Annotated in this window: 23 protein-coding genes and 1 tRNA gene; 8 read left to right on the top strand and 16 right to left on the bottom strand. The window is 63.2% G+C overall.

What is annotated here, in order from left to right; genetic code table 11:
• Positions 1–21: 21 nt before the first annotated feature.
• The 5 genes from AC4BBN_RS17250 to AC4BBN_RS17230 all read right to left on the bottom strand — a co-directional run bounded on the left by AC4BBN_RS17250 (position 22) and on the right by AC4BBN_RS17230 (position 5,230).
• Positions 22–945, bottom strand: coding sequence for a glucosamine kinase nucleotide-binding domain-containing protein (locus AC4BBN_RS17250; protein WP_490593227.1), 924 nt, complete (start codon positions 943–945; stop codon positions 22–24).
• Positions 942–2,081, bottom strand: coding sequence for an ABC transporter ATP-binding protein (locus tag AC4BBN_RS17245; protein WP_490593226.1), 1,140 nt, complete (start codon positions 2,079–2,081; stop codon positions 942–944). The genes AC4BBN_RS17250 and AC4BBN_RS17245 overlap by 4 nt, the downstream gene beginning before the upstream one ends.
• Positions 2,082–2,095: 14 nt before the next feature.
• Positions 2,096–2,926, bottom strand: a complete 831-nt coding sequence (locus AC4BBN_RS17240) for a carbohydrate ABC transporter permease (RefSeq protein WP_490593225.1) — start codon at positions 2,924–2,926, stop codon at positions 2,096–2,098.
• 19 nt (positions 2,927–2,945) lie between these two features.
• Complete coding sequence (locus AC4BBN_RS17235; protein ID WP_490593224.1) at positions 2,946–3,860, bottom strand: carbohydrate ABC transporter permease; 915 nt, start codon at positions 3,858–3,860, stop codon at positions 2,946–2,948.
• Between the two features lie 122 nt (positions 3,861–3,982).
• The gene (locus AC4BBN_RS17230; RefSeq protein ID WP_490593223.1) at positions 3,983–5,230 is read right to left on the bottom strand and encodes an ABC transporter substrate-binding protein; all 1,248 of its coding nucleotides are present in this window, start codon (positions 5,228–5,230) and stop codon (positions 3,983–3,985) included.
• Positions 5,231–5,502: 272 nt separating this feature from the next.
• Here AC4BBN_RS17230 and AC4BBN_RS17225 point away from each other — a divergent pair, with 272 nt between their 5' ends.
• The 3 genes from AC4BBN_RS17225 to AC4BBN_RS17215 are packed head-to-tail and all read left to right on the top strand — an operon-like array spanning position 5,503 to position 8,947.
• The gene (locus AC4BBN_RS17225) at positions 5,503–6,768 is read left to right on the top strand and encodes an ABC transporter substrate-binding protein (RefSeq protein ID WP_490593222.1); all 1,266 of its coding nucleotides are present in this window, start codon (positions 5,503–5,505) and stop codon (positions 6,766–6,768) included.
• A 9-nt stretch (positions 6,769–6,777) separates the two neighbouring features.
• Positions 6,778–7,497: a response regulator gene (locus tag AC4BBN_RS17220; protein ID WP_490593221.1), complete on the top strand. Its 720-nt coding sequence runs from the start codon at positions 6,778–6,780 to the stop codon at positions 7,495–7,497.
• Positions 7,490–8,947, top strand: a complete 1,458-nt coding sequence (locus AC4BBN_RS17215; RefSeq protein WP_490593220.1) for an ATP-binding protein — start codon at positions 7,490–7,492, stop codon at positions 8,945–8,947. Before AC4BBN_RS17220 ends, AC4BBN_RS17215 begins: the two co-directional genes overlap by 8 nt.
• 86 nt (positions 8,948–9,033) lie before the next feature.
• On the opposite strand, the gene nagA is transcribed toward AC4BBN_RS17215, so the two are convergent.
• The gene (gene nagA, locus AC4BBN_RS17210) at positions 9,034–10,155 is read right to left on the bottom strand and encodes an N-acetylglucosamine-6-phosphate deacetylase (protein WP_490593219.1); all 1,122 of its coding nucleotides are present in this window, start codon (positions 10,153–10,155) and stop codon (positions 9,034–9,036) included.
• A gap of 67 nt (positions 10,156–10,222) precedes the next feature.
• On the opposite strand from nagA, the gene AC4BBN_RS17205 reads away from it, so the two are divergent.
• Both AC4BBN_RS17205 and AC4BBN_RS17200 read left to right on the top strand, forming a co-directional pair.
• Positions 10,223–10,299 (top strand) — tRNA-Arg (locus AC4BBN_RS17205).
• Positions 10,300–10,545: 246 nt separating this feature from the next.
• The gene (locus AC4BBN_RS17200) at positions 10,546–11,232 is read left to right on the top strand and encodes a hypothetical protein (protein WP_490593218.1); all 687 of its coding nucleotides are present in this window, start codon (positions 10,546–10,548) and stop codon (positions 11,230–11,232) included.
• A gap of 18 nt (positions 11,233–11,250) precedes the next feature.
• On the opposite strand, the gene AC4BBN_RS17195 is transcribed toward AC4BBN_RS17200, so the two are convergent.
• Positions 11,251–11,970, bottom strand: a complete 720-nt coding sequence (locus tag AC4BBN_RS17195) for a Crp/Fnr family transcriptional regulator (RefSeq protein ID WP_490593217.1) — start codon at positions 11,968–11,970, stop codon at positions 11,251–11,253.
• A gap of 303 nt (positions 11,971–12,273) precedes the next feature.
• Here AC4BBN_RS17195 and AC4BBN_RS17190 point away from each other — a divergent pair, with 303 nt between their 5' ends.
• Positions 12,274–14,433 carry a hypothetical protein gene (locus AC4BBN_RS17190; protein WP_490593216.1) on the top strand — a complete coding sequence of 720 codons (2,160 nt, stop codon included), beginning with the start codon at positions 12,274–12,276 and terminating at the stop codon, positions 14,431–14,433.
• A 109-nt stretch (positions 14,434–14,542) separates the two neighbouring features.
• Here AC4BBN_RS17190 and AC4BBN_RS17185 read toward each other — a convergent pair whose 3' ends face one another.
• The 3 genes from AC4BBN_RS17185 to lexA all read right to left on the bottom strand — a co-directional run bounded on the left by AC4BBN_RS17185 (position 14,543) and on the right by lexA (position 16,737).
• The gene (locus AC4BBN_RS17185; RefSeq protein WP_490593215.1) at positions 14,543–15,550 is read right to left on the bottom strand and encodes a D-2-hydroxyacid dehydrogenase family protein; all 1,008 of its coding nucleotides are present in this window, start codon (positions 15,548–15,550) and stop codon (positions 14,543–14,545) included.
• An 84-nt stretch (positions 15,551–15,634) separates the two neighbouring features.
• On the bottom strand, positions 15,635–15,973 hold the full coding sequence (locus AC4BBN_RS17180; protein ID WP_490593214.1) for a hypothetical protein: 339 nt from the start codon (positions 15,971–15,973) through the stop codon (positions 15,635–15,637).
• 86 nt (positions 15,974–16,059) lie between these two features.
• Positions 16,060–16,737 (bottom strand): transcriptional repressor LexA, encoded by a 678-nt coding sequence (gene lexA, locus AC4BBN_RS17175; protein ID WP_490593213.1) that lies wholly within the window; start codon positions 16,735–16,737, stop codon positions 16,060–16,062.
• 98 nt (positions 16,738–16,835) lie between these two features.
• Between lexA and AC4BBN_RS17170 the strand changes: the two genes are divergently transcribed.
• A complete protein-coding gene (locus AC4BBN_RS17170; protein WP_490593212.1) occupies positions 16,836–17,858 on the top strand; it encodes an asparaginase in 1,023 nt (340 codons plus the stop codon).
• A 51-nt stretch (positions 17,859–17,909) separates the two neighbouring features.
• Here AC4BBN_RS17170 and adk read toward each other — a convergent pair whose 3' ends face one another.
• The 6 genes from adk to AC4BBN_RS17140 all read right to left on the bottom strand — a co-directional run bounded on the left by adk (position 17,910) and on the right by AC4BBN_RS17140 (position 21,687).
• The gene (adk, locus tag AC4BBN_RS17165; RefSeq protein WP_490593211.1) at positions 17,910–18,566 is read right to left on the bottom strand and encodes an adenylate kinase; all 657 of its coding nucleotides are present in this window, start codon (positions 18,564–18,566) and stop codon (positions 17,910–17,912) included.
• Positions 18,567–18,657: 91 nt separating this feature from the next.
• A complete protein-coding gene (gene kdsB / locus AC4BBN_RS17160) occupies positions 18,658–19,413 on the bottom strand; it encodes a 3-deoxy-manno-octulosonate cytidylyltransferase (RefSeq protein WP_490593210.1) in 756 nt (251 codons plus the stop codon).
• Positions 19,410–19,592: a Trm112 family protein gene (locus AC4BBN_RS17155; protein WP_490593209.1), complete on the bottom strand. Its 183-nt coding sequence runs from the start codon at positions 19,590–19,592 to the stop codon at positions 19,410–19,412. Before AC4BBN_RS17155 ends, kdsB begins: the two co-directional genes overlap by 4 nt.
• A gap of 18 nt (positions 19,593–19,610) precedes the next feature.
• Entirely contained in the window at positions 19,611–20,627 is a 1,017-nt protein-coding gene (lpxK, locus tag AC4BBN_RS17150; RefSeq protein ID WP_490593208.1) for a tetraacyldisaccharide 4'-kinase, read from the bottom strand.
• Positions 20,628–20,631: 4 nt separating this feature from the next.
• The gene (locus AC4BBN_RS17145; protein ID WP_490593207.1) at positions 20,632–21,048 is read right to left on the bottom strand and encodes an ExbD/TolR family protein; all 417 of its coding nucleotides are present in this window, start codon (positions 21,046–21,048) and stop codon (positions 20,632–20,634) included.
• Between the two features lie 6 nt (positions 21,049–21,054).
• On the bottom strand, positions 21,055–21,687 hold the full coding sequence (locus tag AC4BBN_RS17140) for a MotA/TolQ/ExbB proton channel family protein (RefSeq protein ID WP_490593206.1): 633 nt from the start codon (positions 21,685–21,687) through the stop codon (positions 21,055–21,057).
• A 339-nt stretch (positions 21,688–22,026) separates the two neighbouring features.
• Here AC4BBN_RS17140 and xseA point away from each other — a divergent pair, with 339 nt between their 5' ends.
• Positions 22,027–23,343, top strand: coding sequence for an exodeoxyribonuclease VII large subunit (gene xseA / locus AC4BBN_RS17135; RefSeq protein WP_490593205.1), 1,317 nt, complete (start codon positions 22,027–22,029; stop codon positions 23,341–23,343).
• Positions 23,344–23,369 lie beyond the last annotated feature (26 nt).

The raw sequence follows: 23,369 nt of genomic DNA, 5'->3' as shown, positions 1-23,369 counted from the left end.
GAAGAAGTGGAACTAGGAAGATCAGGAGACGAAATGCATGGCCAGCAGCTGCAGCGCGCCTTGCAGCGCATCGGCCTGGGGCTGCACCAGCCGCGCATGCAGATAGGCTGGCAGGCGCGGCGCCAAGCGCTGGCCTACGCTGCCCCAGATGGCCAGCGGTAATTGGCCCGCCGGGTCTACCGACAGCGCCAGGCGCTCCAGCGTGTGGACGGCTTCGTCCAGCAGTTGCGCAGCAAAAGTATCTTGCGCCGCGCAGTCGAACACCAGGGGCGCGAGCGTGGCGAATTCGGCCTGGCCTGCGGCACAGCACCAGACCAGCAAGGCCTCGGCAGACGGGCCTGCGGCTTGCAGTACGGCGTGGGTGAGCGGGCTGGGCGGGCAGCGGCCGTCCAGCGCCTGCTGTGTCCGGTTGACCGCGCGCAGGCCCAGCACGGCGCCGCCGCCTTCGTCACCCGACGGAAAGCCCCAGCCACCGGCCCCAGAGCGCCGGCCGTCCGCATGCTGGGCCTGGGCCACGGTGCCGGTGCCGGCGATGACCAAGGCGCCAGGTTGGCCCTGGTACGCCCCCAGCAGGGCGGTGAATACATCGGAATCCGCCGCCAGATGGGCGTAGCCCGGGTTGGCCGCCAGAAAGGCCGAGCGCCAGCCGGTGTGGTTGTAGCCCGCAATGCCTATGCCCAGCGCGCAGTTGTGCAGGTCGGGTAGGGGCTGCTCGCCCAGCGTGCTGGCTTGCGCGGCCCGTTCAATCGCCAGCGTGATGTTCTGCCAGGCCTGGGGTATGCCTTGCATCAAGCCGGACGCGCCAGCCTTGCCTTCGCCCAGTAGCGTACCGTCGCGCAGGGTCAGGCGGGCGCGGGTGCTGCTACCGCCGCCGTCCACGCCCACCAGGTAGTGGATGTGTGCGGGCAGGTTTGTGCGTGTGACTATGGGGGGCGGCTGCGTCATACCGTGTGGGCCGATCGCATATTGCCGGGGCGCAGGCGTGGGCAGGCGCTGCCGTCGGCGCGGAACAGGTACATGGCTTCGGGCGAGGCGCGCACGATGACGGAGTCGCCCAGGCGCACCAGGGCATTGCCGTCGCCGCGCACCACCAGTTCCTGGCCGTCGTCGGTCTTCAGGTACAGCAAGTTGGATTCGCCCAGGTGTTCCACCAGGCTGATCTCGGCGTCCAGTGCGGCATCGTCTACACCCGGTGCACGCTCGCCAGAGAGGATTTCGCAGTGCTCGGGCCGCAGGCCGATTTCTACCGATTCGCCCACCTGCAGCCCGGTGTTGTCCACCGTGGCAAGGAATTTGCAGCCATTGCCCAGTTGCACGCGCACGCCGTTCTCCGCCAGCTCGATGACGCGCGCCGGCAGCAGGTTGATGGTGGGCGAACCTATAAAGGTGGCCACAAAGCGGTTGGCCGGCTGCTGGTACAGCGACAGCGGCGTGCCGGCCTGCTGCACCCGGCCTTCATGCAGCACCACGATCTTGTCGCCCAGGGTCATGGCTTCGATCTGGTCGTGCGTCACGTAGACCATGGTGGCCGCCAGGTCGCGGTGCAGGCGGGCCAGTTCGATGCGGGTCTTGGCGCGCAGGGCGGCGTCCAGGTTGGAGAGCGGTTCGTCGAACAGGAACAGACGCGGCTCGCGCACGATGGCGCGGCCAATGGCTACGCGCTGGCGCTGGCCGCCAGACAGTTCGCGTGGCAGGCGCTGCAGCAGGTGGTCTATGTGCAGTACCTTGGCGGCCTCCACCACCCGGCGCTCAATTTCGGCCTTGTCGGCGCCATGGATCTTCAGACCGAAAGCCATGTTGCGGTACACCGTCATGTGCGGATACAGCGCATAGCTTTGGAACACCATGGCGATGCCGCGCTCGGCCGGGGGCAGGTGGGTGACCACGTCGTCGCCAATGCGCAGCGTGCCGCTGTCAATGTCTTCCAGGCCGCACAGCACGCGCAGCAGGGTGGACTTGCCGCAGCCACTGGGGCCGACCAGCACTACCAGTTCACCGTGTTCGATGTCGAGGCTAACGTCCTGCAGCACGGGCGTGCTGCCGAAGGATTTGGAGACGTTTTGGATGGAAACTTTTGCCATGGTTTTTTAACGGGTTACTTGACTGCGCCGGCGGTAATGCCGCGTATCAGTTGACGGGAAAACAGGGCGTAGAGCACGACGACCGGCACGATGGCCAGGGCCAGCGCGGCCAGCACGGCATTCCAGTCGGTGGCGTACTGGCCCACGAACTGTTGTATGCCCAGGGTGATGGTCTGGGTCTTTTCCGAGGGCGCCAGGATCAGCGGGAACCACAGGTCGTTCCAGATCGGCACCATGGTGAATACCGCCACCGTGGCAATCGCCGGGCGTATCAGCGGCACCACCACCTGGAAGAAGATGCGGAACTCGTCAATGCCGTCGCAGCGCGCAGCGTCTTTCAGCTCGCCCGGCACCTGGCCCATGAATTCCGACAGGATCATGATGGCCAGCGGCAGGCCCTGGGCCACGTACACCAGCACCAGGGCGGTGAGGGTGTTCACCAGGCCCAGGCTGACCATGGTTTGCAGTATGGACACCGTGCCCAGGCGTATCGGCACCATGATGCCGAAGGCAAAGAACAGGCGCAGCCAGCGGCTGCCTTTGAAGCGGTATTCGGTCAGGCCCCAGGCCGCCATGGAGCCCAGCAGCAGGATGAAAAACAGCGACGCCACGGTGACGATGAAGCTGTTGCCAAAGTACAGCCATACGTCCGAGCGGGCCAGCACCTTGTGGTAGCCGATCAGTGAAAAGGTCTCCGGCGTGGGCCAGGCCAGCGGGTCGTCAAATATGGCGCCGCGTTCCTTGAAGGAGTTCATGAACACCAGCAGTATGGGCGCCAAGGCCAGCACCAGGTAGCCCAGCAGGGCGGCATGCACAAAGACACGGCTGGGGGCGACTTTCATCATAGGTTTAGCCATCATTTCCTCACAGGGCGAAGCGCTGCAGGCGGCGCTGTACCAGCAGAAAGTAAGCCGCCACGCCCAGCAGAATCACCAGGAACATCAGCGTGGCCACGGCCGCACCCATGGTGGCGCTGGCCACCTGCGACTGGTAGCCGAAGAAGGTGCGGTAGAACAGCGTGCCCAGAATGTCGCTGCTGTAGTTGGGCCCGGCCAGCCCGCCTTTGACGGTGTAGATCAGGTCAAACGCATTGAAGTTGGCCACAAAGGTCAGGATGGTGACCAGGCCCAGGGTTGGCAAAATCAGCGGCAGGCGTATCTGCCAGAAGATGCGCCAGGGCGAGGCACCTTCGACCACGGCAGCTTCGATTACGTCTTCTGGGATGGCGATCATCGCGGCGTATATCAGCATCATGGGAATGCCCACGTACTGCCATACCGACATTAGCGACAGCGTGACCAGGGCTGACGACTCCAGCCCCAGCCAGGGTGCGAACCAGTCCTGCAGCCCGACCAGCGACAGCAGGTGCTCGGACACGCCCCACAGCGGCGACAAAATCAGCTGCCAGACAAAGCCGACGATCACCACCGACAGCAGCGTCGGCAGAAAGAATACCGTGCGGTAGAAGGCCGCAAAGCGCACATTGCGCAGCGACAGCAGTGCGGCCAGCAGCAGGCCAATCGGGTTCTGCAACAGCATGTGGATGCCGAAGAACTTCAGGTTGTTCTGCATGGCGTTCCAGAAGCTGGCCGACCACTGCGGGTCTTGCAAGATGGTGCTGTAGTTGGCCAGGCCGGAGAAGCTGCGCACACCGGTTTCATTGGTGCTGTAGAGGCCCAGGCGTAATGTATCGATCAACGGCAGGGCGCTGAAGATGGCGTAGATCAGCAAGGCGGGCGTAATAAACACCAGCACCCGCCAGGAAAATCCTTGTTTCATGGGAGACCTTGTTGGTCGGAGAAAGAAGCGGAAGGGGCATCAAGCCCCGCTCGGGCTGAGCTCGTCGAAGCCCTCTCGAAGGGGCGTTTCGACAGGCTCAACGCGAACGGGGATTGGGCGCTTTACTTGCCTGGCGTGTACCACTTGGCAAATCCGGTCTGGATTTGCTGCGCGGCGTCTTTGGGCGCCATCTTTAGGTTCATGACCTGCGAGCTCACGTTCCACAGCTCGTTTTCCATGCTGGGGGTGCCTCGGTTCATGATCTGTGCGTTCAGGCGGATGGTGCTCTTGCACTGGCTGCGCCAGCTGATCATTTCCTTGGCGACCGGGTTCTTCACCTCGATCGCGTGGCTGGACAGCGAGAAGAAGCCGGTGGCCTTGTTGGTGTACAGGTCGGCAAACTCCTTGCTGGCCAGCCAGTTCAGGAACACCTGGGCGTCGGCCTTGTTTTTGCTCTTGCTGTTGATGCCCATGCCGATGTCGGTGTGGTCCGAGATGTAGCAGGGGTCGCCGGCTTTTTGCACCGGTGGCTTGAAGGCGCCGAAATCGACTTTGCTGTTTTGCTCAAAGTACGAGATGTCCCACGAGCCGGTAGGGTAGATGGCAGCGCGGCCAGAGCCGAACAGGTTTTGCGAGTCGCCATAGGTCTGCGCCTGGTAGCCCTTGGACATATAGGGTGCCCACTTGGCCATGGTTTCCCAGGTGCTGACGAATTCGGGGTCGGTGAACTTCTTCTTGCCGCTGATGATGCCCTTGCGGCCTTCTTCACCCTTCCAGTGGTTCGGGCCAATGCCGGTGAAGACGATCTGGTTGGTTTCCCACTGGTCGGCGGTGCCCAGGGCCAGCGGTGTGACCTTGCCGGCGGCCTTGATCTTGTCCAGTGCGGTGAAGAAGTCGGCCTCGGTCACGGGCACGCTCAGGCCCAGGTCGGCAAACACCTTTTTGTTGTAGAAGAAACCGTGGATGACGGATGCCATGGGCATGCAGTGGGTGCTCTTGCCATCGTCCGACTGCCAGGCCACTTGGGCCGACTCGGGAAAGTTCTTCAGGCCCGGAGTGCCATTGAGCTTTTCCAGAAAACCTTTCTTGGCCAGGTCCAGCGACACGTCGAACGGGCGGCAGGTGATCAGGTCGCCGGCGGTGCCTGCGGTCAGGCGGGTGTTCAGGGCAGAGTCGTATTCGGGTGGCGAGGTGGGCGAAAACTTGACGGTGATGTTGGGGTTGGTCTTGTTGAAGGCGGGCAACAAAACTTCTTCCCACAAGGCCTTGTCGTCGACACGCCAACTCTCGATGGTGAGGCTGCCGGCACTGGCAAGGCCGCTGCAAACAAGAGCCACGGCGGTGGCGGCAAGGCGGAGTTGGTAGCGCATGGGGGGTGTTCTCCTGGTCGTTGGTTGAGGCTGACTGCCACTACGGACGGGATGTCTGGGTGCACAGTAGCCCGGAGGTTATGCTGTGATGTCCGTAACATCAAACCGCCCACATTCGCGTAACTTACTGTTTAAGTTGTTGATTTTGTTTATGTTTATTTCGCCTTCCATTCCGTTGCATTACGCTTTATTACGTTGCGGTACGCTTCGCCTGGGTGGCTGGGGCGACCTGGCGGGCGCTGGGCTCACATAACATTACATTTCGACAGGAAATGAAAGTATTCGCCTTGTTCGTCTTGGGTCTGGCCGGCTGGCTGGCTGGGCTGCCGGCAGTGCAGGCGCAAGCCCAGCCCCAGCCGGTGGACGTCTTGCACTGGTTGACCTCGGCCAGCGAGCGCCGGGCGGCCAACCTGCTCAGCCAGTACCTGGCGGCCAACGGCGTGCAGTGGCGCGATGCCGCAATTCCTGGCGGAGGTGGCATGGCGGCGGTCAAGGTGCTGAAAAGCCGGGTGCTGCTGGGCGACCCGCCGGACGTGGCCCAGCTGATAGGCACCACCTTGACCGACTGGGCCGACGTGGGCTTGGTACTGCCCCTGAATGCTGTCGCCACCCGCCAGCGCTGGGCGCAAACCCTGTTTCCCACGGTGATGGAACTGGTGAGCTACCAGGGCGATGTGATTGCGGCGCCACTGGGCATACACCGCATCAACACCTTGCTGTACAACCGCCGCATCTTCACCCGCCTGGGCCTGGTGCCACCCCGCAGCTGGGCCGAGTTTGAGATCCTGGCGCGCAAGCTGCAGGCTTCCGGCATCAAGCCGCTGGCCTGGAGCGACGAGCCCTGGCAGATCGCCACGGTGTTCGAGTCCGTATTGCTGGGCGAGGTCGGCCCGGCGCTGTACCGCGACCTGATCGTGCAGCGCAAAAGCAGCGCCTGGCTAGACCCGCGCGTAGAGCGTGCGCTGAACCGCCTGCGCTGGCTGCGTGCCGTGAATGGCGACACCCCGCGCGAGCAACCCTGGACCGACGCAGCCCGTCAGTTGTTGTTGGGCAATGTGGGCATGATGGTCATGGGCGACTGGGCCAAGGGCGAGCTGATGGCCTGGGGCGCCAGCCCTGTGAAGGATTTTGGCTGCGTGGTCGTGCCCGGCACCGAGAACATGCACCTCTACAGCATCGACACCCTGGCCATGCTGGTGAACGCGCGGCACCGTGAGGCCACGCAGGAGAAGGTGGCCGAGCTGGTCTCCAGCCTGCCAGCGCAGCTGGCCTACAACCGTATCAAGGGCTCGGTGCCCACGCACCGCGATATCGACATCAGCAGCCTGGACAGCTGCGCGCGCGACTCCTGGGACACTTTTGCCGACCCGCGCAGCGCCCGTGTGCCCAGCCTGGCGCACCGCATGGCGGCCGACGAGTCCATCAAAGACGCGGTCGCCCAAACCCTGTGGCGTTTCCTGGCCGACGCGCGCATGGAGCCCGCTGAGGCCCAGCGCCGGCTAGCCGCCGTGATCCGTGCACCCAGTGCCGAACGTTGAAACTGAGCTATGAACAGAACCATCCTGGTCGTGGACGACGACCAAAAAACCCGCAACCTGCTCAAGACTTACCTGGAGAAGCACCAGTACGAGGTGCGCGTGGCGCATGACGGTGCCAGCTTTCTGGCCGAATTTGAGCGCTTCAAAGATGAGCTGAGCCTGGTGATTCTGGACGTGATGCTGCCCGACACCGACGGCTTCACGCTGTGCCAGACCGTGCGCAAGCAGTCGCCCGTGCCCATCATCATGCTGACCGCCAGCGCTGACGACACAGACCGCATCGTCGGCCTGGAGCTGGGCGCCGACGACTACATCGCCAAACCGTACAACCCGCGCGAACTGCTGGCCCGCATCAAGGCCATCCACCGGCGCATGCAGCTGGGCGGGGGCGGGGCGGCACTGCGTTATCTGCGCTTTGCGGGCTTCACCATGGACCTGCTGGAGCGCCAGCTGACCGACCCGGCCGGCGCCCTGGTGGTGCTGACCAGCATGGACTTCAACCTGCTGCGCTTCTTCGCCGAGCATGCCGGTGAAACCCTGGACCGTGGCCGGCTGATGGAGCAAACCCGGGGCCGCGACCTGGGCCCGCTGGACCGCTCGCTGGACGTGCAGATCAGCCGCCTGCGCCAGCGCCTGCACGACGATGGCAAGCAGCCCCTGCTGATCAAGACGGTGCGTGGCAGCGGCTACGTGTTCTCTGCCGACGTGGTGCCCGCCAGCGATGGCTAAACGCCTGCACTGGAGGCTGCCCGACAGCCTGCTGGGCCGCATCGTGCTGGTGATGGCCCTGGGCGTAGGCAGCGCGCAGCTGGTAGGCACGCTGCTGTGGGCGCGCCAGCTGCGCGAGAGCGCACGCACCGAGGCCCTAGTGGCGGGCCGGCACCTGGCCTTGAATGCGGCGGGCGCTTTGCGCTTCTTCCGCGACCTGCCGCCCAAGTACCGGCCCATTTTGATCGAGCAGCTGCGCACCATGGGCGGCACCCGCTTCTTCGTCAACGTAAACCGTGCCCGCGTGCCGCTGACGCCGATTGCCGGCAATGGCCTGGTGGATGCGGTGGTGGACGTGGTGCGCGACGACCTGATGCGCAACCTGCACACCGCCCAGGCGCCCGACGTGGCCTTCGCCTGGCCGGATGGATTGCAAGTGTCTGACGACGGCCGCATGGTGCGCGACCTGCCCGAGTCCTGGGTCGAAGCCACTTTGCTGATACGCCCGCGCCCGGCGCCGGTGCTGGTGATACAGGCCGAGTTTGAGCCGGGGCGCTGGCTGTACCTGGCCGCGCCCATGCCCGACCCGTACTTTCTGGATAACGCCAACCCGCTCACCGCCGACCGGGTCGCGCTGCAGCTGGTGACCTTGCTAACGGTGCTGCTGCTGGCCGTCTTGCTGGTGCGTGGCCTGATCCACCCGCTGAACCGTATTGCATCCGCCGCCAATGCCTTCGGCAGCGACAGCGCACCCGAGCCTGTGCCCGAAACCGGCACTGCCGAGCTGCGCCGCACCGCGCGCGCCTTCAACGAGATGCAGGCCCGTATCCAGCGCTACCTGGTGGACCGCGAGCGCCTGTTTCTGGGCATCTCGCACGGCTTGAAGACGCCCATCATGCGGCTCAAGCTGCGCACCGAGTTGCTGGACGACGAGGCCCTGCAAGCCGATTTCCACGAAGACCTGGACGACCTGGACGTGATGGTCAAGGCTGCGCTGCAAAGCGTGAAAGACACCGACATCCACGAAAACCTGACGCCCGTGCGGCTGGACACCTTGCTGGCGCGCCTGGCCAAGCGGCCCATCCACCCGAATGCCAGTATCGAGTTCGTGGCCGATGCTGTGAGTGTGCAGGGCAAGCCGCTGGCGCTGGAGCGGGCTTTCAGCAACCTGCTGGACAACGCTGTGCTCTACGGTGAACGGGTGCAAATGCGCCTGAGCGACCGGGGCGCCTTGGCGGTGGTGGAGGTGCGTGACTTTGGCCCGGGCATCGCGCAGGCCTCTATGTCTGCCGCGTTTGAGCCGCATGTGCGCCTGGGCCACGGCCAGCAGAACAACCGCACCGGCACCGGCCTGGGCCTGGGCATTGCGCGCAACATCATCCTGGCGCACGGCGGCGAAATCCGCCTGCACAACCACGCGGAGTGCGGCCTGGTGGTGACCGTGCTGCTGCCCGCTGTGCAGACGGAGTAGCGGCAAGCCTGCAGCGAAAATTTATAAGAAATAAGCCTCTGGTGCAGATGTTACCTGCGCGAGTAGCTATAAAAGACGTAGCAGTTTCAGCACAGGCTGATCGACCCACCTTCGACGTAGACCGCCTGCAAGGCCAGGTCGCGGTCCAGCACCACCACATCGGCCCAGGCGCCAGGCTGCAAGCGGCCCCGGTCAGTCCAGCCCATGTGGTCGGCTGCATAGGTGGACACGCGGTGCGACGCATCCGCCAGGTCCAGCCCCAGCTTGTCCACCAGGTTGCGCAGGGCCTGGTCCATGCTGAGTACCGAGCCTGCCAGCGTGCCGTCAGGCAGGCGTACACCGCCCATGCATTTGGTGACCGTGTGGCGGCCCAGCTTGTAATCGCCGTCGGGCATGCCGGCGGCCGACGTGGAGTCGGTCACGCAGTAGAGCTTGGGAATGGCGCGCAGCGCGGTGTGGATGGCGCCGGGGTGCACGTGCAGCAGGTCCGGGATCACCTCGGCAAACTCGGCATGGGCCAGCGCCGCGCCCACCATGCCGGGCTCGCGGTGGTGCAGGGCCGACATGGCGTTGAACAAGTGCGTGAAGCCCGTGGCGCCGCAGCGCAGCGCGGCCACACCTTGCTCGTAGCTGCCCGTGGTGTGGCCCAGTTGCACTTTGAAGCCTTCGGCCACCAACTGCGCGATGAGGGCGTCGTTGCCGCCCACCTCGGGCGCCAGCGTGATGAGGCGGATGGGCGCGATGGCGTGCAGGCGGTGTATTTCTTCAAAGCTCGCGGGGCGGGCGAACGGTGGCTGCGCGCCCAGGCGCGCCTCGCTGATGTACGGGCCCTCCAGATGCACGCCCAGCACGCGCGCGGCGTTGGGTGCGCGCTGCGCACACAGCCGGCCCATGGCGGCAAAGGCCATGTCCAGATCGCTCTGCGGTGCGGTCATCGTGGTGGCCAGCAGGCTGGTCGTGCCGTGGCGTGCGTGCAGCGTGGCTACGTGCAGAGCCGCGTCGCCGCCTTCCATGATGTCGTGGCCCGCGCCACCGTGCACATGCAGGTCGATGAAGCCGGGTAGCACCAGCGGCAGGCTGCCATTGCGTACTTGTGCCGCGTCTACCGCCGTACCGGTCAGCTGGGCAATGCGGCCGTCTGCGCCGAAGTGGATGTGGCCGCTGACGAAACCTTCAGGGGTCAGGATATGTCCGTGGATGGATGGCATAGAAGTCTTTTCAAGCGGAGCTGGCCGGTAAAGTGCCGCAAAGGCGTAAGGTTAGAATCTTAAGCTTCTACCCGTAGCTCAGTTGGATAGAGCATCAGCCTTCTAAGCTGAGGGTCACAGGTTCGATCCCTGTCGGGTAGACCATCACACACCGCTTCCCAATATCTTCCAGATTCTTATCAAAACTGCCTGCGGCGCAGGTATTATCTGCGTTGGTAGCTATATAAATTATAGCTTTCTCGCTGCCTGGACGGGGATATTGGATCTTGTTGAACAAGATGCCGCGCTTTTCTTCGTCTCTTGGCGCTGTGCACCCACTGGCCCGCAACCGTATATCGTTTCGCTGCGCGAAGCGCTGGGGCGATCAACTTTAGGCGAAAGCGCAATGGCATGTTTGGCCGCATAAAAAAATGGATCGCCCTCGCGTCTGAGGCCGTACAGGGCGGCGGCGAGTTGGACCAGATCGAGGCCTGGGCTGCTGCGCGGGGCTTTGTTTTTGAGCCCTCGGAGATTGCTGGAAATTTTGCCTTGGCTGGCAAAGTCGGTGGCTACGAGTGGCGCTTGCAGCGCTTGCAGACTGACAGAGACTTTATCGTCGGCACCGAGTTGCGCGTACGCGCGGACGTTTCTCTGGACCCCGGAATCGCCATCATGCTGATCAATCGGCCCCTGAAAGAAGCGTTGGAGCAGCGCGCCTTTGAGCAGGTAACGCACGGCGTGCAGACCATGGTGGACACCGATCTCCCCGAGGAGGCGCGCTGGCTGGCGCTCTACGACCAGGTCGGCTGGAGCAGCGCCCCCCTGGAATTCTGGGACCGCTACGCCATCGTGGCGGAAACCCGGGCCCAGGCCCAGCAGTGGCTGGAGGGCCCCTTGCTCCCCCTGTTGATGGACTGGCCTACGCCGGCCGTGCAGCAGATGACGCCGTTCATCCTGCGCCTGCATCACGGGCGGCTGGAACTGCGCATGGAGTACGGCAACGCTGACCTGGCTGTGCTGGAGCATGTCTGCAAGCTGTTCCAGCAAGCCTGCATATCGGCGCAGACCTTGGTGGCGGATGGAGCGCAGTACCGCTGAATCGGCTCTGCGGCTAGCTCAGCCGTCGGACTCAATGATGCGCAGCAGCGCTGCACGGTCCCGCACCATCAGGCCCGAGGGCTCGATGCGTATCACCTCGTCGCGCTCCATGGACTTGAGCTCCTGGTTTACGCGCTGGCGTGACGCACCTAGCAACTGCGCCAGCTCTTCCTGAGCCAGCTGCAGGCTGATGCGCACCTCGTTGGCATTGGCCAGGTTGGGAATGCCGTAGCTGCGCACCAGGTGCAGCAACTGTTTGGCCAGCCGGGCGCGCAAGGGCAGGGTGTTCAGGTCTTCCACCAGGCCAAATAGCTGGCGGATGCGCCGCGAGTGCAGTCGCAGCAGCGCTTCATACAGCTCGGTGTGCTGGCCCAGTATTTTTTGGAAGTCGGCCTTGGCCACGCACAGTAGCGTGGTGTCGCCGTGCGCATAGGCGTCATGGGTGCGGCGGTCGCCGTCGAAGATGGCCACGTCGCCAAACCAGGTGCCAGGCTCCATATAGGTCAGGGTGATCTGCTTGCCCGAGATCGAGGTGGAGCTGACCCGCACTGCGCCCTTGGCGCAGGCAATCCACTCCTCTGGCGGGTCGCCGCGGGCTGCGATCAGCCCGTTGTCCTGGTAGCGTTTGACGTAGGCGCAGCGAAGAATATCGTGCCGTAGCGAGGGTGAGAGCGTGGAAAACCAGCGGCCGGTGTTGATTGCTGCACGTTCTTCAATGGTCAGTATGGGTTCGTCCATGGTCTCTTATTTTCCTGGCGGCTGAATCCTGGATTGTCGCGCCGCGCTTATCTGCCGCGTTTGCGGGTTGTTACCCGGGGTTTAAAAAAGCTGGCTAATATGGTTCTGCGGTCTCGCAGGGCGCCGGATATGCCTTAAATGGGGGTTGTTAAGGCCATAATTTCGATGCTTAAAATTGTTACCAGTCGCGCCCTCTAATGGTATGGTCTATCTGTATTAAAAAAACGTCATCAAATCGCAGTGAAATTACGTAACACCCTCCTAGGTTCGACCCTTCTCGTCGCCGCTTTTGGTAGTTCCGCCTTGTCGCTGGGACGTGCAAGAGGCGCCGTCGTATTGGGTCAGCCACTGGACTTGGCGATAGACGTGCGTTTGGACTCTGCGGATGACAGCGCGAGCAATTGCTTCGAGGCCGAGGTGTTCCACGCGGAGACCCGGGTGGACCCCAACCGGGTACGCGTGATTCTGGTTGCTGGCTCGCAAACGCAGGACGCCGTGGTGCGCGTGCGTTCATCTGCGGCGGTAGACGAACCCGTGGTTGGCGTGGTGCTGCGATCGCTGTGCAGCCAAAAAACTTCCCGCCGCTACGATTTTTTGACAGATTTCCCAGTAGAGACGCGTTCTGCGGCCGTGCCCACCATCATCGCGGCAGCGGTTACCAGTCCTCCGGCGGCCGCTCCATCACCGGCCCCCGATGCGCCTGCACCTGTGCAGGCCCGCACTCCGGCTCCTGCGCCCCGTCCGGCGCGTGTGCGTGCTACGCCAAACCCGGCCAATGTGCCCCAGGCCGTGGCGGCCCCGAAAGTGGAGGCGGCGCCGAAGCCCGTCGTTGCCAAAGAAGCGCCGCCCGCACCCAAGCCGGTCGTCAAGGCCGAAACACCAGACAACAAGCCGCATTTGAAGCTAGAGGCCACCGAGACCCCCGACGAACGCGTGGTCCAGCTGAAGCCTGCAACGGATATGGTGGTGGCTCCTGAGGAAAATGCACAAAAACGGGCTGAGGCCGCCGCAGCATGGCGCGAGCTGAACCATTTGCCTGCGGATAAACCGGAAGAGAAGCAAAGGCTGCTCAGTCTGGAGGCTGAATCCAAGGCGCTCAAAGCCCTGCTGGCCAAGAATGAAGCGGACTTCAAGCTGCGCTTGGAGCGGCTGGAAAACAGCCGCTCCGACGACGGCCTGGTCTATACCCTGGCTGGTCTGCTGGCAGCCGCTGTGGCTGCTGCGGGCTTTTTCTGGAACCGCGCGCGCAAGTCGCCACGCTCAGGCGGCGGAACCGATTGGGCCCACCATGGCGAGCTCAGCGCCGAAGAGGTTGAACACCTGGCAACTCCTAGCCGTGCCGCCCCGCTGACGGTACAACCACCGCCCAACACTTTGCCCGGCGCAAACCAGGACACCGAGGTAGATGAGTCCTTGGTAGCCGATCTGCAGCGGCTGAATGCCATGACGGCGCCGCCCGTGCCGCCGGTGCAAGCGCCCACGCTACGTCAGCGTGTGACGTCTGAGCCTGTGCGTGGCCAGTACCCCGAAGATTTTCTGGATGTGCAACAGCATGCCGAGTTCTTTGTGTCCCTGGGCCAATATGACCAGGCGATTGAGGTGCTGCGCAAGAACGTCGATGAAAACATCGAAGTCAACCCACTTGCCTACCTGGAGCTGCTGAAGATATTCCACTCGCTGGGCCGCAAGAGCGAGTTCAACCACCAGCGCGATGCGTTCAACCGCATCTTCAACGGCCATGTACCTGCGTTCGAGTCGTATGCGGATGAGGGGCGTGCGCTGGAAGCTTATCCCGCCGTCCTGCGCAGCATCGAAACCCTGTGGGAAAGCCCCAAGGTTTTGGACTTTATTGAGTCCTGCCTCTTCCGCGACCCGGCCGCAGCTCCGATCAAGCCCTTCGACCTCGCGGCCTACCGCGAGTTGCTATTGTTGTACGCCATGGCCAAGAGTGTGGTTCGCAAGGGTGTTGCACCGCTGGCTGTGGATGGTGTTTCTTCGGAGCGTGGCGGCCGTATCAGCGGGCGCCAACAGCTGGAGCCAGGCCTGAAATCTTCGATGGTTGATGGCGAGGCTGGGCTGCGCGAAACCACTTTCACCCAGCCCATGCTGTTGATGCAGGAGTCGGCTGTGGCGACCTTGGACGATGTGCCGGATGACACGGAAGAGGCTGCGGTCGAGAAAGCGCCGGTGGACCTGGATCTTGACTTGGACTTGGATCTGGACTTCTCCAACTCCGAACTGGCGGCCATGGAGCAGCGGCCCGTGGCTCCAGATACCCAGGAGCCTCAGGAGCCTCAAGATTCGGCTTTGCCCAGCCTGGATTTTGTGATCGACGATGAGCCCGCGCCTACGCTGCCACCGCCTTCGGTGGCACCGACTCCTGCTGCACCGAACAGCCATTTGCTGGAGTTCGATCTCTTTGATCCACAGGTCGAAGCCAAGATCGCGCCGAAGAACAAATAAGCCTATCGGATGGCGGACAAGAGCTTCAGTGCTCTTGCCCAGAAAAAAGGGCCTGACGCTATAAATCAAATAGCGTCAGGCCTTTTTTGATGGATGGGTGAGCTGCGGCTTAGCGGCGCACCTGCAAAGCACCGGGGTTGACGATATTGGTCGGCGTACCCTTGATGAAGTTCAGCACGTTGTCAAACGCGGCGTTGAAGTACATCTCATAGCTGTTTTGCTCCACATAGCCGATATGTGGCGTGCAGATGCAGTTCTCCAGCCGCAGCAGCGCGTGGCCCTGCAGAATTGGCTCGCTCTCAAATACGTCCACGGCGGCCATACCGGGGTGGCCCCGGTTCAGGCCGGCCAGCAGGGCATCGGGCTCGATCAGTTCGGCGCGCGAGGTGTTCACCAGCAGGGATGTAGGTTTCATGCGCGAAAGGTCTTCTAGCGTGACGATGCCCCGGGTTTCGTCGTTCAAACGCAGGTGCAGGGACAGCACGTCCGACTGCATGAACAGGTCTTCTTTACTCGACGTTACTTCCACGCCATCGGTCAGCGCGCGTGCGCGTGAAGTGTCGCGGCCCCAGACCAGCACCCGCATGCCAAATGCGCGTGCGTAGCCAGTGACGATCTGGCCAATGCGGCCATAGCCCCAAATACCCATGGTCTTGCCCTTGAGCAGGGTGCCCATGCCGAAATTGGGTGGCATGGAAGCGGTTTTCAGCCCTGACTGCTGCCAGACGCCGTGCTTCAGGTTGCTGATGTAGTTTGGTAGACGGCGGGTGGAGGCCATGATCAGTGCCCAGGTCAGCTCGGCTGGCGCTGTGGGTGAGCCCACACCTTCGGCCACAGCAATGCCGCGTTCGGTACAGGCGGCTACATCCACATGGGCGCCGATGCGGCCGGTTTGGGCAATCAGCTTCAGGCGTGGCAGCTTCTCGATCAGTTGGCGGTTGAGTTGCGTGCGCTCGCGGATCAGCACAATGATGTCGGCATCTTTGAGTCGGACGGAGAGCTGGCCCAGGCCTTTGACGGTGTTGGTGTAGACCTTGGCTGCATAGGGTTCCAGCTTGGTGGCGCAATCTAGTTTGCGCACCGCGTCTTGGTAGTCGTCGAGGATCACGATGTTCATCCCCGCATTGTGCCTTGGCGCAAAGACCATCCAGCATTGGCGGCCTGTCAAAGCCGGGCTGGTGAGGCCCTAAAAGCGGCGCTTTTACTGCAGCAGGGCACCCGCCCGAGGCGCGGCTTCCAGGGCGGCCAGGCGGTCCAGCTCGGCGCAGACATCGGCCATGCGACCAGAAATGCGCATGCGGCCTATGCCAGACTGCTGTGCGTCCATGACACGGAGTACGCGCAGTGGCCGCTGTGGTGCGGTTTGTGGATAGGCGGCAGGGCGCAGGGCACCTGTGGCGGTGTAGGGCGCGCAGGCATTGGTACGTGATGCCGCCCCGGTATATGGCATGCGCCGGGAGCTGCTGCTTGCAGTGAACCAGCCGACCAGGCCCTGGAACGAACCCAGCAGGTCAATAGACGAAAACGATGCGATTCCCATATGAAACTCCCTCAGCTTGTTTGGCGATGGACACGGAACAGGTTGGCGTGCGGAGCAGGGCTAACCTGGCAGACGATGCGGCTGAATCAGTTCAGCAAGGTATTACGTATCAGCCCCACGGCCAGGCCTTCGATAGCGAAGTTTTCACCTGGTGCGACCACGATGGTGGAGTAGTCGGGGTTTTCGGGTAGCAGCTCGATCAGTTCCTGGGTGCGGCGGAAGCGCTTGACGGTGACTTCATCGCCAAGGCGGGCAACGATGATCTGGCCGTTTTTGGCGTCGTTGGCAGACTGCACGGCGAGCAGGTCGCCGTCCAGGATGCCGATGTCGCGCATGGACATGCCGCGCACCTTGAGAAGGTAGTCGGGCTTGTAGCGGAACATGCTGCTTTCCACATGGTAGGTTTGGTCGATGTGTTCCTGCGCCAAAATCGGGGAGCCGGCAGCGACACGGCCAATCAGTGGCAGGGCTAATTGGCTGAGTGTGTGCTGGAAGCGTGATTCATTGATGGAGCGCAGAGTGTCGGTCTTGAGCCGGATGCCGCGGGAGGTGCCACTGACCAGTTCGATGGCGCCTTTGCGGGCCAGGGCCTGCAAATGTTCTTCGGCGGCATTGGCCGACTTGAAGCCAAGGGTGCTGGCGATTTCGGCCCGGGTGGGGGGGGCGCCGGTGCGGGCGATGGCGGACTGGATCAGGTCCAGAATCTGCTGCTGGCGGGCGGTGAGTTTGGCGGACAAGTTCGAGGTGAACGTGGGCAGATCCATGGGTGACTCCGGTACGTGGCGGTGTGGATAGCGGTTTAGATGGCTGTTTTAATATCCAGTACCTGTATTTTTAACCAGTTTTTGAAAGTTTGCAAGCCATGGCGGTAAATACAAACGCGGCGGGTTCCAGCCCGGCCAAGATCGTGGTGCTGGGCACTGGCGGCACGATTGCCGGCCGCGCCACCAGTGCCGGTGACAACATTGGTTACACCGCTGGCGAGGTGGGCGTGGAGCAGCTGCTGGGGCCGGTGGCGGCCTTCCAGGGCGCCGGTGTGGAGTTCGTGGCCGAGCAGGTGGCACAGGTGGACAGCAAGGACATGGGCTTTGCCCTGTGGCAGCAACTGGCACGGCGCTGCGCCTACTGGCTGGAGCAGGCTGACGTGGCAGGCATCGTCATCACCCACGGCACTGATACGCTGGAAGAGACGGCGTATTTTCTGCAGGCGGTGCTGCTGCCAGCCAAGCCGGTGGTGCTGACCTGCGCCATGCGCCCGGCCACCGCCTTGGTGCCGGATGGGCCGCAGAACCTGCTGGATGCCGTCGTGGTGGCGTCAACGCCAGGAGCCCATGGGGTGGTGGCCGTGTGCGCCGGCAACATCCACAGCGCGCTGGATGTGCAAAAGGTACATAGCTACAAGGTGGATGCGTTTTCTTCTGGCGATGCGGGCCTGGTTGGCTTGGTGGAAGAGGGGCAGGTGCGCCAGCTGCGGCCTTGGCCGACCGTACCTGAATTCCATGTAAAAAATAGGCCTGTAGCGCAGGCAGTATCTGCACAAGTAGCTATCAAAAATAGAGTGATGTCGGAATCGGCTTCTGAAGATTGGCCACGTGTCGAAATCGTCCTGAACTATGCAGGTGCCGGCGGCTTGGTGGTAGATGCCCTCGTGGCCCAGGGGGTGCGCGGCATCGTGGTTGCGGGTACCGGCAATGGCACTTTGCATGTGGACTTGCAGGCCGCCCTGCTGCGGGCCATGGAGGCAGGTGTAGCGGTGGTTCGGGCGACGCGCTGCGTGTTTGGCAGGGTACTGGCGACGCCCGCCGATGCTATTGCCGATGCGCAAGGCCTGTCTCCCGCGAAGGCGCGCATTGCGCTGATGTTGGCGTTGCTGGCCATCGTATGAAAAAAGGCCGCCAGGCATGCCTGGCGGCCTTTCGCAAAACTGCGTGGGGGCTCAGTTGGCCAGTGCGGCAAAAGCCCGTGCGGTGATTTCGTCCACGCTGCCGGTGCCGCTGATGGCGCGGTATTTAGGCGCCAGGCTGGGTTCGTTGCGGGCCCAGCTGGAGTAGTAATCCACCAGCGGACGCGTTTGGGCGCTGTACACCTCCAGGCGCTTGCGCACGGTTTCTTCCTTGTCGTCGTCGCGCTGGATCAGCGGTTCGCCGGTCACGTCGTCCTGGCCTTCGACCTTGGGCGGGTTGAACTTGACGTGGTAGGTGCGGCCCGATGCAGGGTGCGAGCGGCGGCCACTCATGCGTTCGATGATGGCGTCAAACGGCACATCGATTTCCAGCACGTAGTCCAGCTTCACGCCGGCGGCCTTCATGGCGTCCGCCTGGGGCAGGGTGCGGGGGAAGCCGTCGAACAGGCAGCCGTTGGCGCAATCGGGCTGGGCCAGGCGTTCTTTCACCAAATTGATGATCAGGTCGTCGCTGACCAGGCCGCCGGACTTCATGACCGCATCGGCTTGCTGGCCCAGGGGGGTGCCTGCCTTGACGGCTGCGCGCAGCATGTCGCCGGTAGAGATTTGTGGGATGCCGTATTTTTGGCAGATAAAAGTTGCTTGCGTGCCTTTGCCGGCACCGGGTGCACCCAACAAAATTAGTCTCATGGAAGTTCCTCGGAGTATTTAAAACCACGTGGCGCTGCTGGCCACACGGGGTGGCCGCAACGCTTCATTGCGCTGGAGGATACCAGAGGCTTCAGTACAGTTTGCTTACGCGTTCCAGGTCGTCTGGCGTGTCCACGCCTGCGCCGGGCGCATGGGCTGTCACATGGACCGCAATACGGTGGCCGTGCCACATGGCGCGCAGCTGTTCAAGGGCTTCGGTGACCTCGATCGGGGCCTGCGGCAGGGTTGGAAACAGCCTCAAAAATCCTACCCGGTAGGCGTAGATGCCGATGTGGCGCAGCGGTGCCGGGTCGGGCAGGGCGGTGAAGCTGCGCTCTGCCGTGGCACCGTCACGCCACCAGGCGATGGGTGCGCGGCTGAAATACAGCGCGTGCTGCTGGGCGTCCAGCACCACCTTGACCACATTCGGGTTGCAGAAGTCTGCCAGGCTGGTGATGGCATGGGCGGCAGTGCCCATGCTGGCCTGGGGGCGCTGCTGCAGCAAGGCGCCGACTTCGTTGATCAGCGCCGGGTCGATCAGCGGCTCATCGCCCTGTACGTTGACCACGATGGCGTCGTCGGTCAGGCCGAGCAGTTCGCAAGCTTCGGCCAGGCGGTCGCTGCCGGAAGGGTGGTCGTCGCGGGTCAGGATGGCTTCCACGCCATGGGCCTGGCAGGCGGCTAAGATGGCTGGGCTGTCGCAGGCCACCACGGTGCGTTGGGCCTGGGACTGCATGGCGCGCTGTGCTACCCGCACCACCATGGGCGCATCGCCCAGAGCCGCCAAGGGCTTGTTCGGCAGGCGGGTAGAGGCCATGCGGGCCGGGATCAATACAGTGAAGCTCACAGGCCCAGCTCCTCGTCGCTCAAAGTGCGGGCTTCGTTTTCCAGCAGGATGGGAATGCCGTCGCGCACCGGGTAGGCCAGGCGGGCACTGCGCGAGACCAGCTCTTGCTTTTCGCGGGCGTATTGCAGCGGGCCCTTGGTGACGGGGCAGACCAGCAGCTCCAGAAGTTTGCTATCCATGGGGAATCTCGGTCGGTATTAGGTAAGCGCAGAAGTGCGTGCAGGGGGCGATGATAGCCAGGGATCGACCCGTTGGTCGAGCGCAGCCAGAAAGCCGGCGTCCAGCTCCAGCACCAAGGGTACAGCCAGTGCGTCCGGCTGGTAGCGCCATAGTTTGACTGCATCTTTTTCGGTACAAATAACGGTTTCGCGCAGGTGATCCGTGCGCTGCCAGCTATCAAAATTGTAGTGATCTGGCAAAGCCTGGGTCTGTGACAGCTGCAGGCCAGCCGCCCGCAGCATGGCGAAAAAATGGTCTGGCTGGGCAATGGCGGCCACGGCATGCAGGGGGGTGGCCTGCAGGCTGGACAGCGGGCGCCGCGTGCCGTCGGCCTGCAGCGCATAGTCGGCGAGCCTGCGCTGCGCCCGAAAGCCGGCAAAGGCCGGGTACTGGCCGGTGTGCAGCACGAGATCCACATGGCGCGGCCAGGCTTCGCGCAGCGGCCCGGCGGGCAGCAGAAAGCCGTTGCCCACGCCACGGTCGTCAAAAATGCAGATTTCCAGATCGCGCTGCAGCGCGTAATGCTGCAGACCGTCGTCGCAAAGTATCAGCTGGGTCTGGGGGTAGGCCGCCAGCAGGGCCTGGGCCGCATCTAGGCGTTTGCGCGCTACGAACACCGGCACCTGGCAGCTGCGGCGCACCAGGGCGGGCTCGTCGCCCACCTCGGCGGCGGGGCTATCGGGCAGTACCTCTCGGCAATCGTCGGTGCTGCGGCCGTAGCCACGGGACACCACGCCTACTGCAATGCCACGCGACTTCCAGTGCTGGGCCAAGGCCATCACCACCGGGGTTTTGCCCGAGCCGCCAGCGACCACGTTGCCGACCACGATGACCGGCACCGGCACACCACCGGTGCTGAGCCAGCCCGTGCGGTACAGCAGCTTGCGCAAGGAATGCAGCAGACCGTACAGCAGTGACAGCGGCCACAGCAGCCAGGCCAGCGCCCCGCGCGTGCGCCAGGTGCGCAGCAGCCTGCCTTCCATGCCCTCGGCCATGGGCTTACTTGGGGGTGGATTGGGTGGCAAACGTGATCTGGTTCAGGCCTGCGCGGCGCGCGGCCTCCATCACGGTGATGACTGACTGGTGGGTGGCGCTGGCATCGGCGCTGATGATGACCACCATGTCTTTGCCGCCTTGGGCAGCGTTGGCCAGGGCTTGCGAGACCACGTCGATGCTGCGGCCTTCTACCGCGCTTTTGTTCACCGCGTAGCGCCCGTCGCTGCTGACGGCGACGATGATTTCCTTGGGGTAGTCGCGCTGTGCATCGGCATTGGCTACCGGCAGTTTGACCTGCAGCTCGGTGAACTTGCTGTAGGTGGTGGACAGCATCAAGAAGATCAGCACCACCAACAGAACGTCGATGAACGGGATCAGGTTGATTTCGGGCTCTTCCCGGTGGCGGTGGCGAAAGTTCATAGCCTGTCAGCCCCGCTTGCGTACCGAGCTCAAGTGGCGGGCGAACTGGTCTGCGGCCAGCTCCAGCGCCAACAGGTATTCGTCCACACGGGCACGGAAGTAGCGCCAGAAGATCAGCGAGGGGATCGCCACCATCAGCCCGAAAGCGGTGTTGTACAGCGCTACCGAGATGCCGTGTGCCAGCTGGGCTGGGTTGCCGCCCGAGCTGCCACCGCCGGTTTGCGAGCCAAAGATGTCGATCATGCCGATCACGGTTCCCAGCAGACCCAGCAATGGTGCTGCGGAGGCAATGGTGGCCAGGGCGCTGAGGTATTTCTCCAGCTTGTGGGCGACCGAGCGGCCGGTGCTTTCCATGGCGGTGCGGATGTCTTCGTCGCTGCAGCGCGGGTGCGTGTGCAGCACGCGAATGCCGCTGGCCAGCACTTCGCCCAGCAGCGAGTTTTGCGCCAGCTGGTTCACCACGCCCGGCGCAGGCAGAGTGACCTGGGACACGGCCAGTACCTCGTCAAGCAGTTTCGGGGGGGCAATTTTGGCGGTCTTGAGGCTCAGAAAGCGTTCAATAACCAGGGCCAGCGCCAGGATGGAGCAGGCTACGAGGGGCCAGATGGGCCAGCCTGCGGCTTGTATGATCGAAAACAATATGGCTCTCCGCGCTGATAGATTCTTTGCGATTATGGCTTAGCCGCTTGCGACATCCGCGTTTTGTTCCGTATCTCTTGAAACCCCCAAGCCACCCACATTTCCTGTGGATAACTTTGTGAAGAACTTATATCCAAAGTGCTGAAATCCAGCATCCATGCGGGCTCGTGACACTTCGATGAAAATTTAGGCAGAAAAAAATCCAGTGAAATCAATCACTTACCACACAAATTCAGCGTTTCCCGCGGGTTTTTTCGAAATTCGACGGATTTGTGCCATCCGTGCCGTGCCTGTGGAGCACTTGCCCGGCCAACCTCGCGCTGCGGCGCGCCAGGACTGATGGTGGACGCCCCAAACCCAGCATTGGCGCCGCGTATCTGGCCGGTTGGTGCGTTATGCCGCGCCATTGCTGATGCGCTGGAGGCGCGCTTCAACCCTGTCGCGGTGCGCGGCGAGATTTCGGGCTTTTCGCGCGCATCCAGTGGGCATTGCTACTTCAACCTCAAGGACGGCCAAGGCCAGATCCGCTGTGCCATGTTCCGGCGCGCGGCCAGCCTGCTGGACTTTGCGCCACGCGATGGTGAGCTGGTGGAAGTACGCGGCCGCCTGGGTGTGTATGAGCCGCGTGGTGATTTGCAGCTGATCGTGGAGAGCATGGGCCGCGCAGGGCAGGGCGCCTTGTTTGAGCAGTTTCTACGGCTCAAGGCCCAGCTGGAGTCCGAAGGCCTGTTTGACCCTGCACGCAAACGCCCCTTGCCACCGTTGCCACGCGGCATTGGTGTGGTGACCTCCTTGGGGGCTGCTGCCTTACACGATGTGGTGGCGGCCTTGCAGCGGCGGGTGCCGCATATCCCTGTGGTGCTGGTGCCGGCTTTGGTGCAGGGTGCGGCGGCACCAGGTGAACTGGTCAAGGCGCTATCAACTTTGTATCGCTTTGCGCAGGCGGAATCTGCGCCAGAGGCCGATTCGGTACATATAGATGCCATCCTGCTGGTGCGCGGCGGCGGCTCGCTGGAAGACCTGTGGGCCTTCAACGACGAGCAACTGGCGCGCACCATTTGCCAGAGCCCGGTGCCGGTGGTCAGTGGCGTAGGCCATGAAACCGACTTCACCATTGCGGACTTTGTCGCCGACCTGCGCGCGCCCACGCCCACGGCAGCCGCCGAGCTGGTGGCCCAGCCGCGCGATGTCTGGCTGGGGGCTTTGGCTTTGGCGGGCCAGCGTCTGCAGGATGCCGCACTGCGCCAATTGGATGCCCAGGGCCAGCGGCTGGACAGCGCGGCCCAGCGCTTGGGCCGGCCTTCGGGCCTGGTGGCGCGCCAGCAATGGAAGCTGGGCCAGCAGGCACAGCGGCTGCGCTATGCCGCACTATCCAAATTGCAGCAAGAAAAGACCCATTTGCTGGCGCAAAAGATAGATTTCCCGGCCAGTGTGCAGAGCGTCCTGCGGCAGCGCGGCGAGCGCTTGGATCGTGCCGACCGCAGTCTGGCTTTGCTGGACCCTTTATTGGTGTTGCAGCGCGGTTACGCCTTGTTGCGAACGCCTCAAGGGATGCCCATCACCAGTACGGTGCAGGCTATAGCCGGCGAGCCCCTGCTGGCAACCCTGGCCGATGGTGAGGTTGCTCTCCAAGTCCTACAGGCGCACGCAAATTAGTTTCTACAATCATTCTGTTAACCACC

Source organism: Rhodoferax sp. SPJ21 (assembly GCF_058216335.1).
Note: the sequence above shows the minus strand (reverse complement) of the source record. Positions and strands in the feature narration are given on the sequence as shown.

Coding starts and splice junctions, on each gene's coding strand:
- AC4BBN_RS17250 (WP_490593227.1), bottom strand. CDS start 945: ATGACGCAGCCGCCCCCCATAGTCACACGCACAAACCTGCCCGCACAC.
- AC4BBN_RS17245 (WP_490593226.1), bottom strand. CDS start 2,081: ATGGCAAAAGTTTCCATCCAAAACGTCTCCAAATCCTTCGGCAGCACG.
- AC4BBN_RS17240 (WP_490593225.1), bottom strand. CDS start 2,926: ATGATGAAAGTCGCCCCCAGCCGTGTCTTTGTGCATGCCGCCCTGCTG.
- AC4BBN_RS17235 (WP_490593224.1), bottom strand. CDS start 3,860: ATGAAACAAGGATTTTCCTGGCGGGTGCTGGTGTTTATTACGCCCGCC.
- AC4BBN_RS17230 (WP_490593223.1), bottom strand. CDS start 5,230: ATGCGCTACCAACTCCGCCTTGCCGCCACCGCCGTGGCTCTTGTTTGC.
- AC4BBN_RS17225 (WP_490593222.1), top strand. CDS start 5,503: ATGAAAGTATTCGCCTTGTTCGTCTTGGGTCTGGCCGGCTGGCTGGCT.
- AC4BBN_RS17220 (WP_490593221.1), top strand. CDS start 6,778: ATGAACAGAACCATCCTGGTCGTGGACGACGACCAAAAAACCCGCAAC.
- AC4BBN_RS17215 (WP_490593220.1), top strand. CDS start 7,490: ATGGCTAAACGCCTGCACTGGAGGCTGCCCGACAGCCTGCTGGGCCGC.
- nagA (WP_490593219.1), bottom strand. CDS start 10,155: ATGCCATCCATCCACGGACATATCCTGACCCCTGAAGGTTTCGTCAGC.
- AC4BBN_RS17200 (WP_490593218.1), top strand. CDS start 10,546: ATGTTTGGCCGCATAAAAAAATGGATCGCCCTCGCGTCTGAGGCCGTA.
- AC4BBN_RS17195 (WP_490593217.1), bottom strand. CDS start 11,970: ATGGACGAACCCATACTGACCATTGAAGAACGTGCAGCAATCAACACC.
- AC4BBN_RS17185 (WP_490593215.1), bottom strand. CDS start 15,550: ATGAACATCGTGATCCTCGACGACTACCAAGACGCGGTGCGCAAACTA.
- AC4BBN_RS17180 (WP_490593214.1), bottom strand. CDS start 15,973: ATGGGAATCGCATCGTTTTCGTCTATTGACCTGCTGGGTTCGTTCCAG.
- lexA (WP_490593213.1), bottom strand. CDS start 16,737: ATGGATCTGCCCACGTTCACCTCGAACTTGTCCGCCAAACTCACCGCC.
- AC4BBN_RS17170 (WP_490593212.1), top strand. CDS start 16,836: ATGGCGGTAAATACAAACGCGGCGGGTTCCAGCCCGGCCAAGATCGTG.
- adk (WP_490593211.1), bottom strand. CDS start 18,566: ATGAGACTAATTTTGTTGGGTGCACCCGGTGCCGGCAAAGGCACGCAA.
- AC4BBN_RS17155 (WP_490593209.1), bottom strand. CDS start 19,592: ATGGATAGCAAACTTCTGGAGCTGCTGGTCTGCCCCGTCACCAAGGGC.
- lpxK (WP_490593208.1), bottom strand. CDS start 20,627: ATGGCCGAGGGCATGGAAGGCAGGCTGCTGCGCACCTGGCGCACGCGC.
- AC4BBN_RS17145 (WP_490593207.1), bottom strand. CDS start 21,048: ATGAACTTTCGCCACCGCCACCGGGAAGAGCCCGAAATCAACCTGATC.
- xseA (WP_490593205.1), top strand. CDS start 22,027: ATGGTGGACGCCCCAAACCCAGCATTGGCGCCGCGTATCTGGCCGGTT.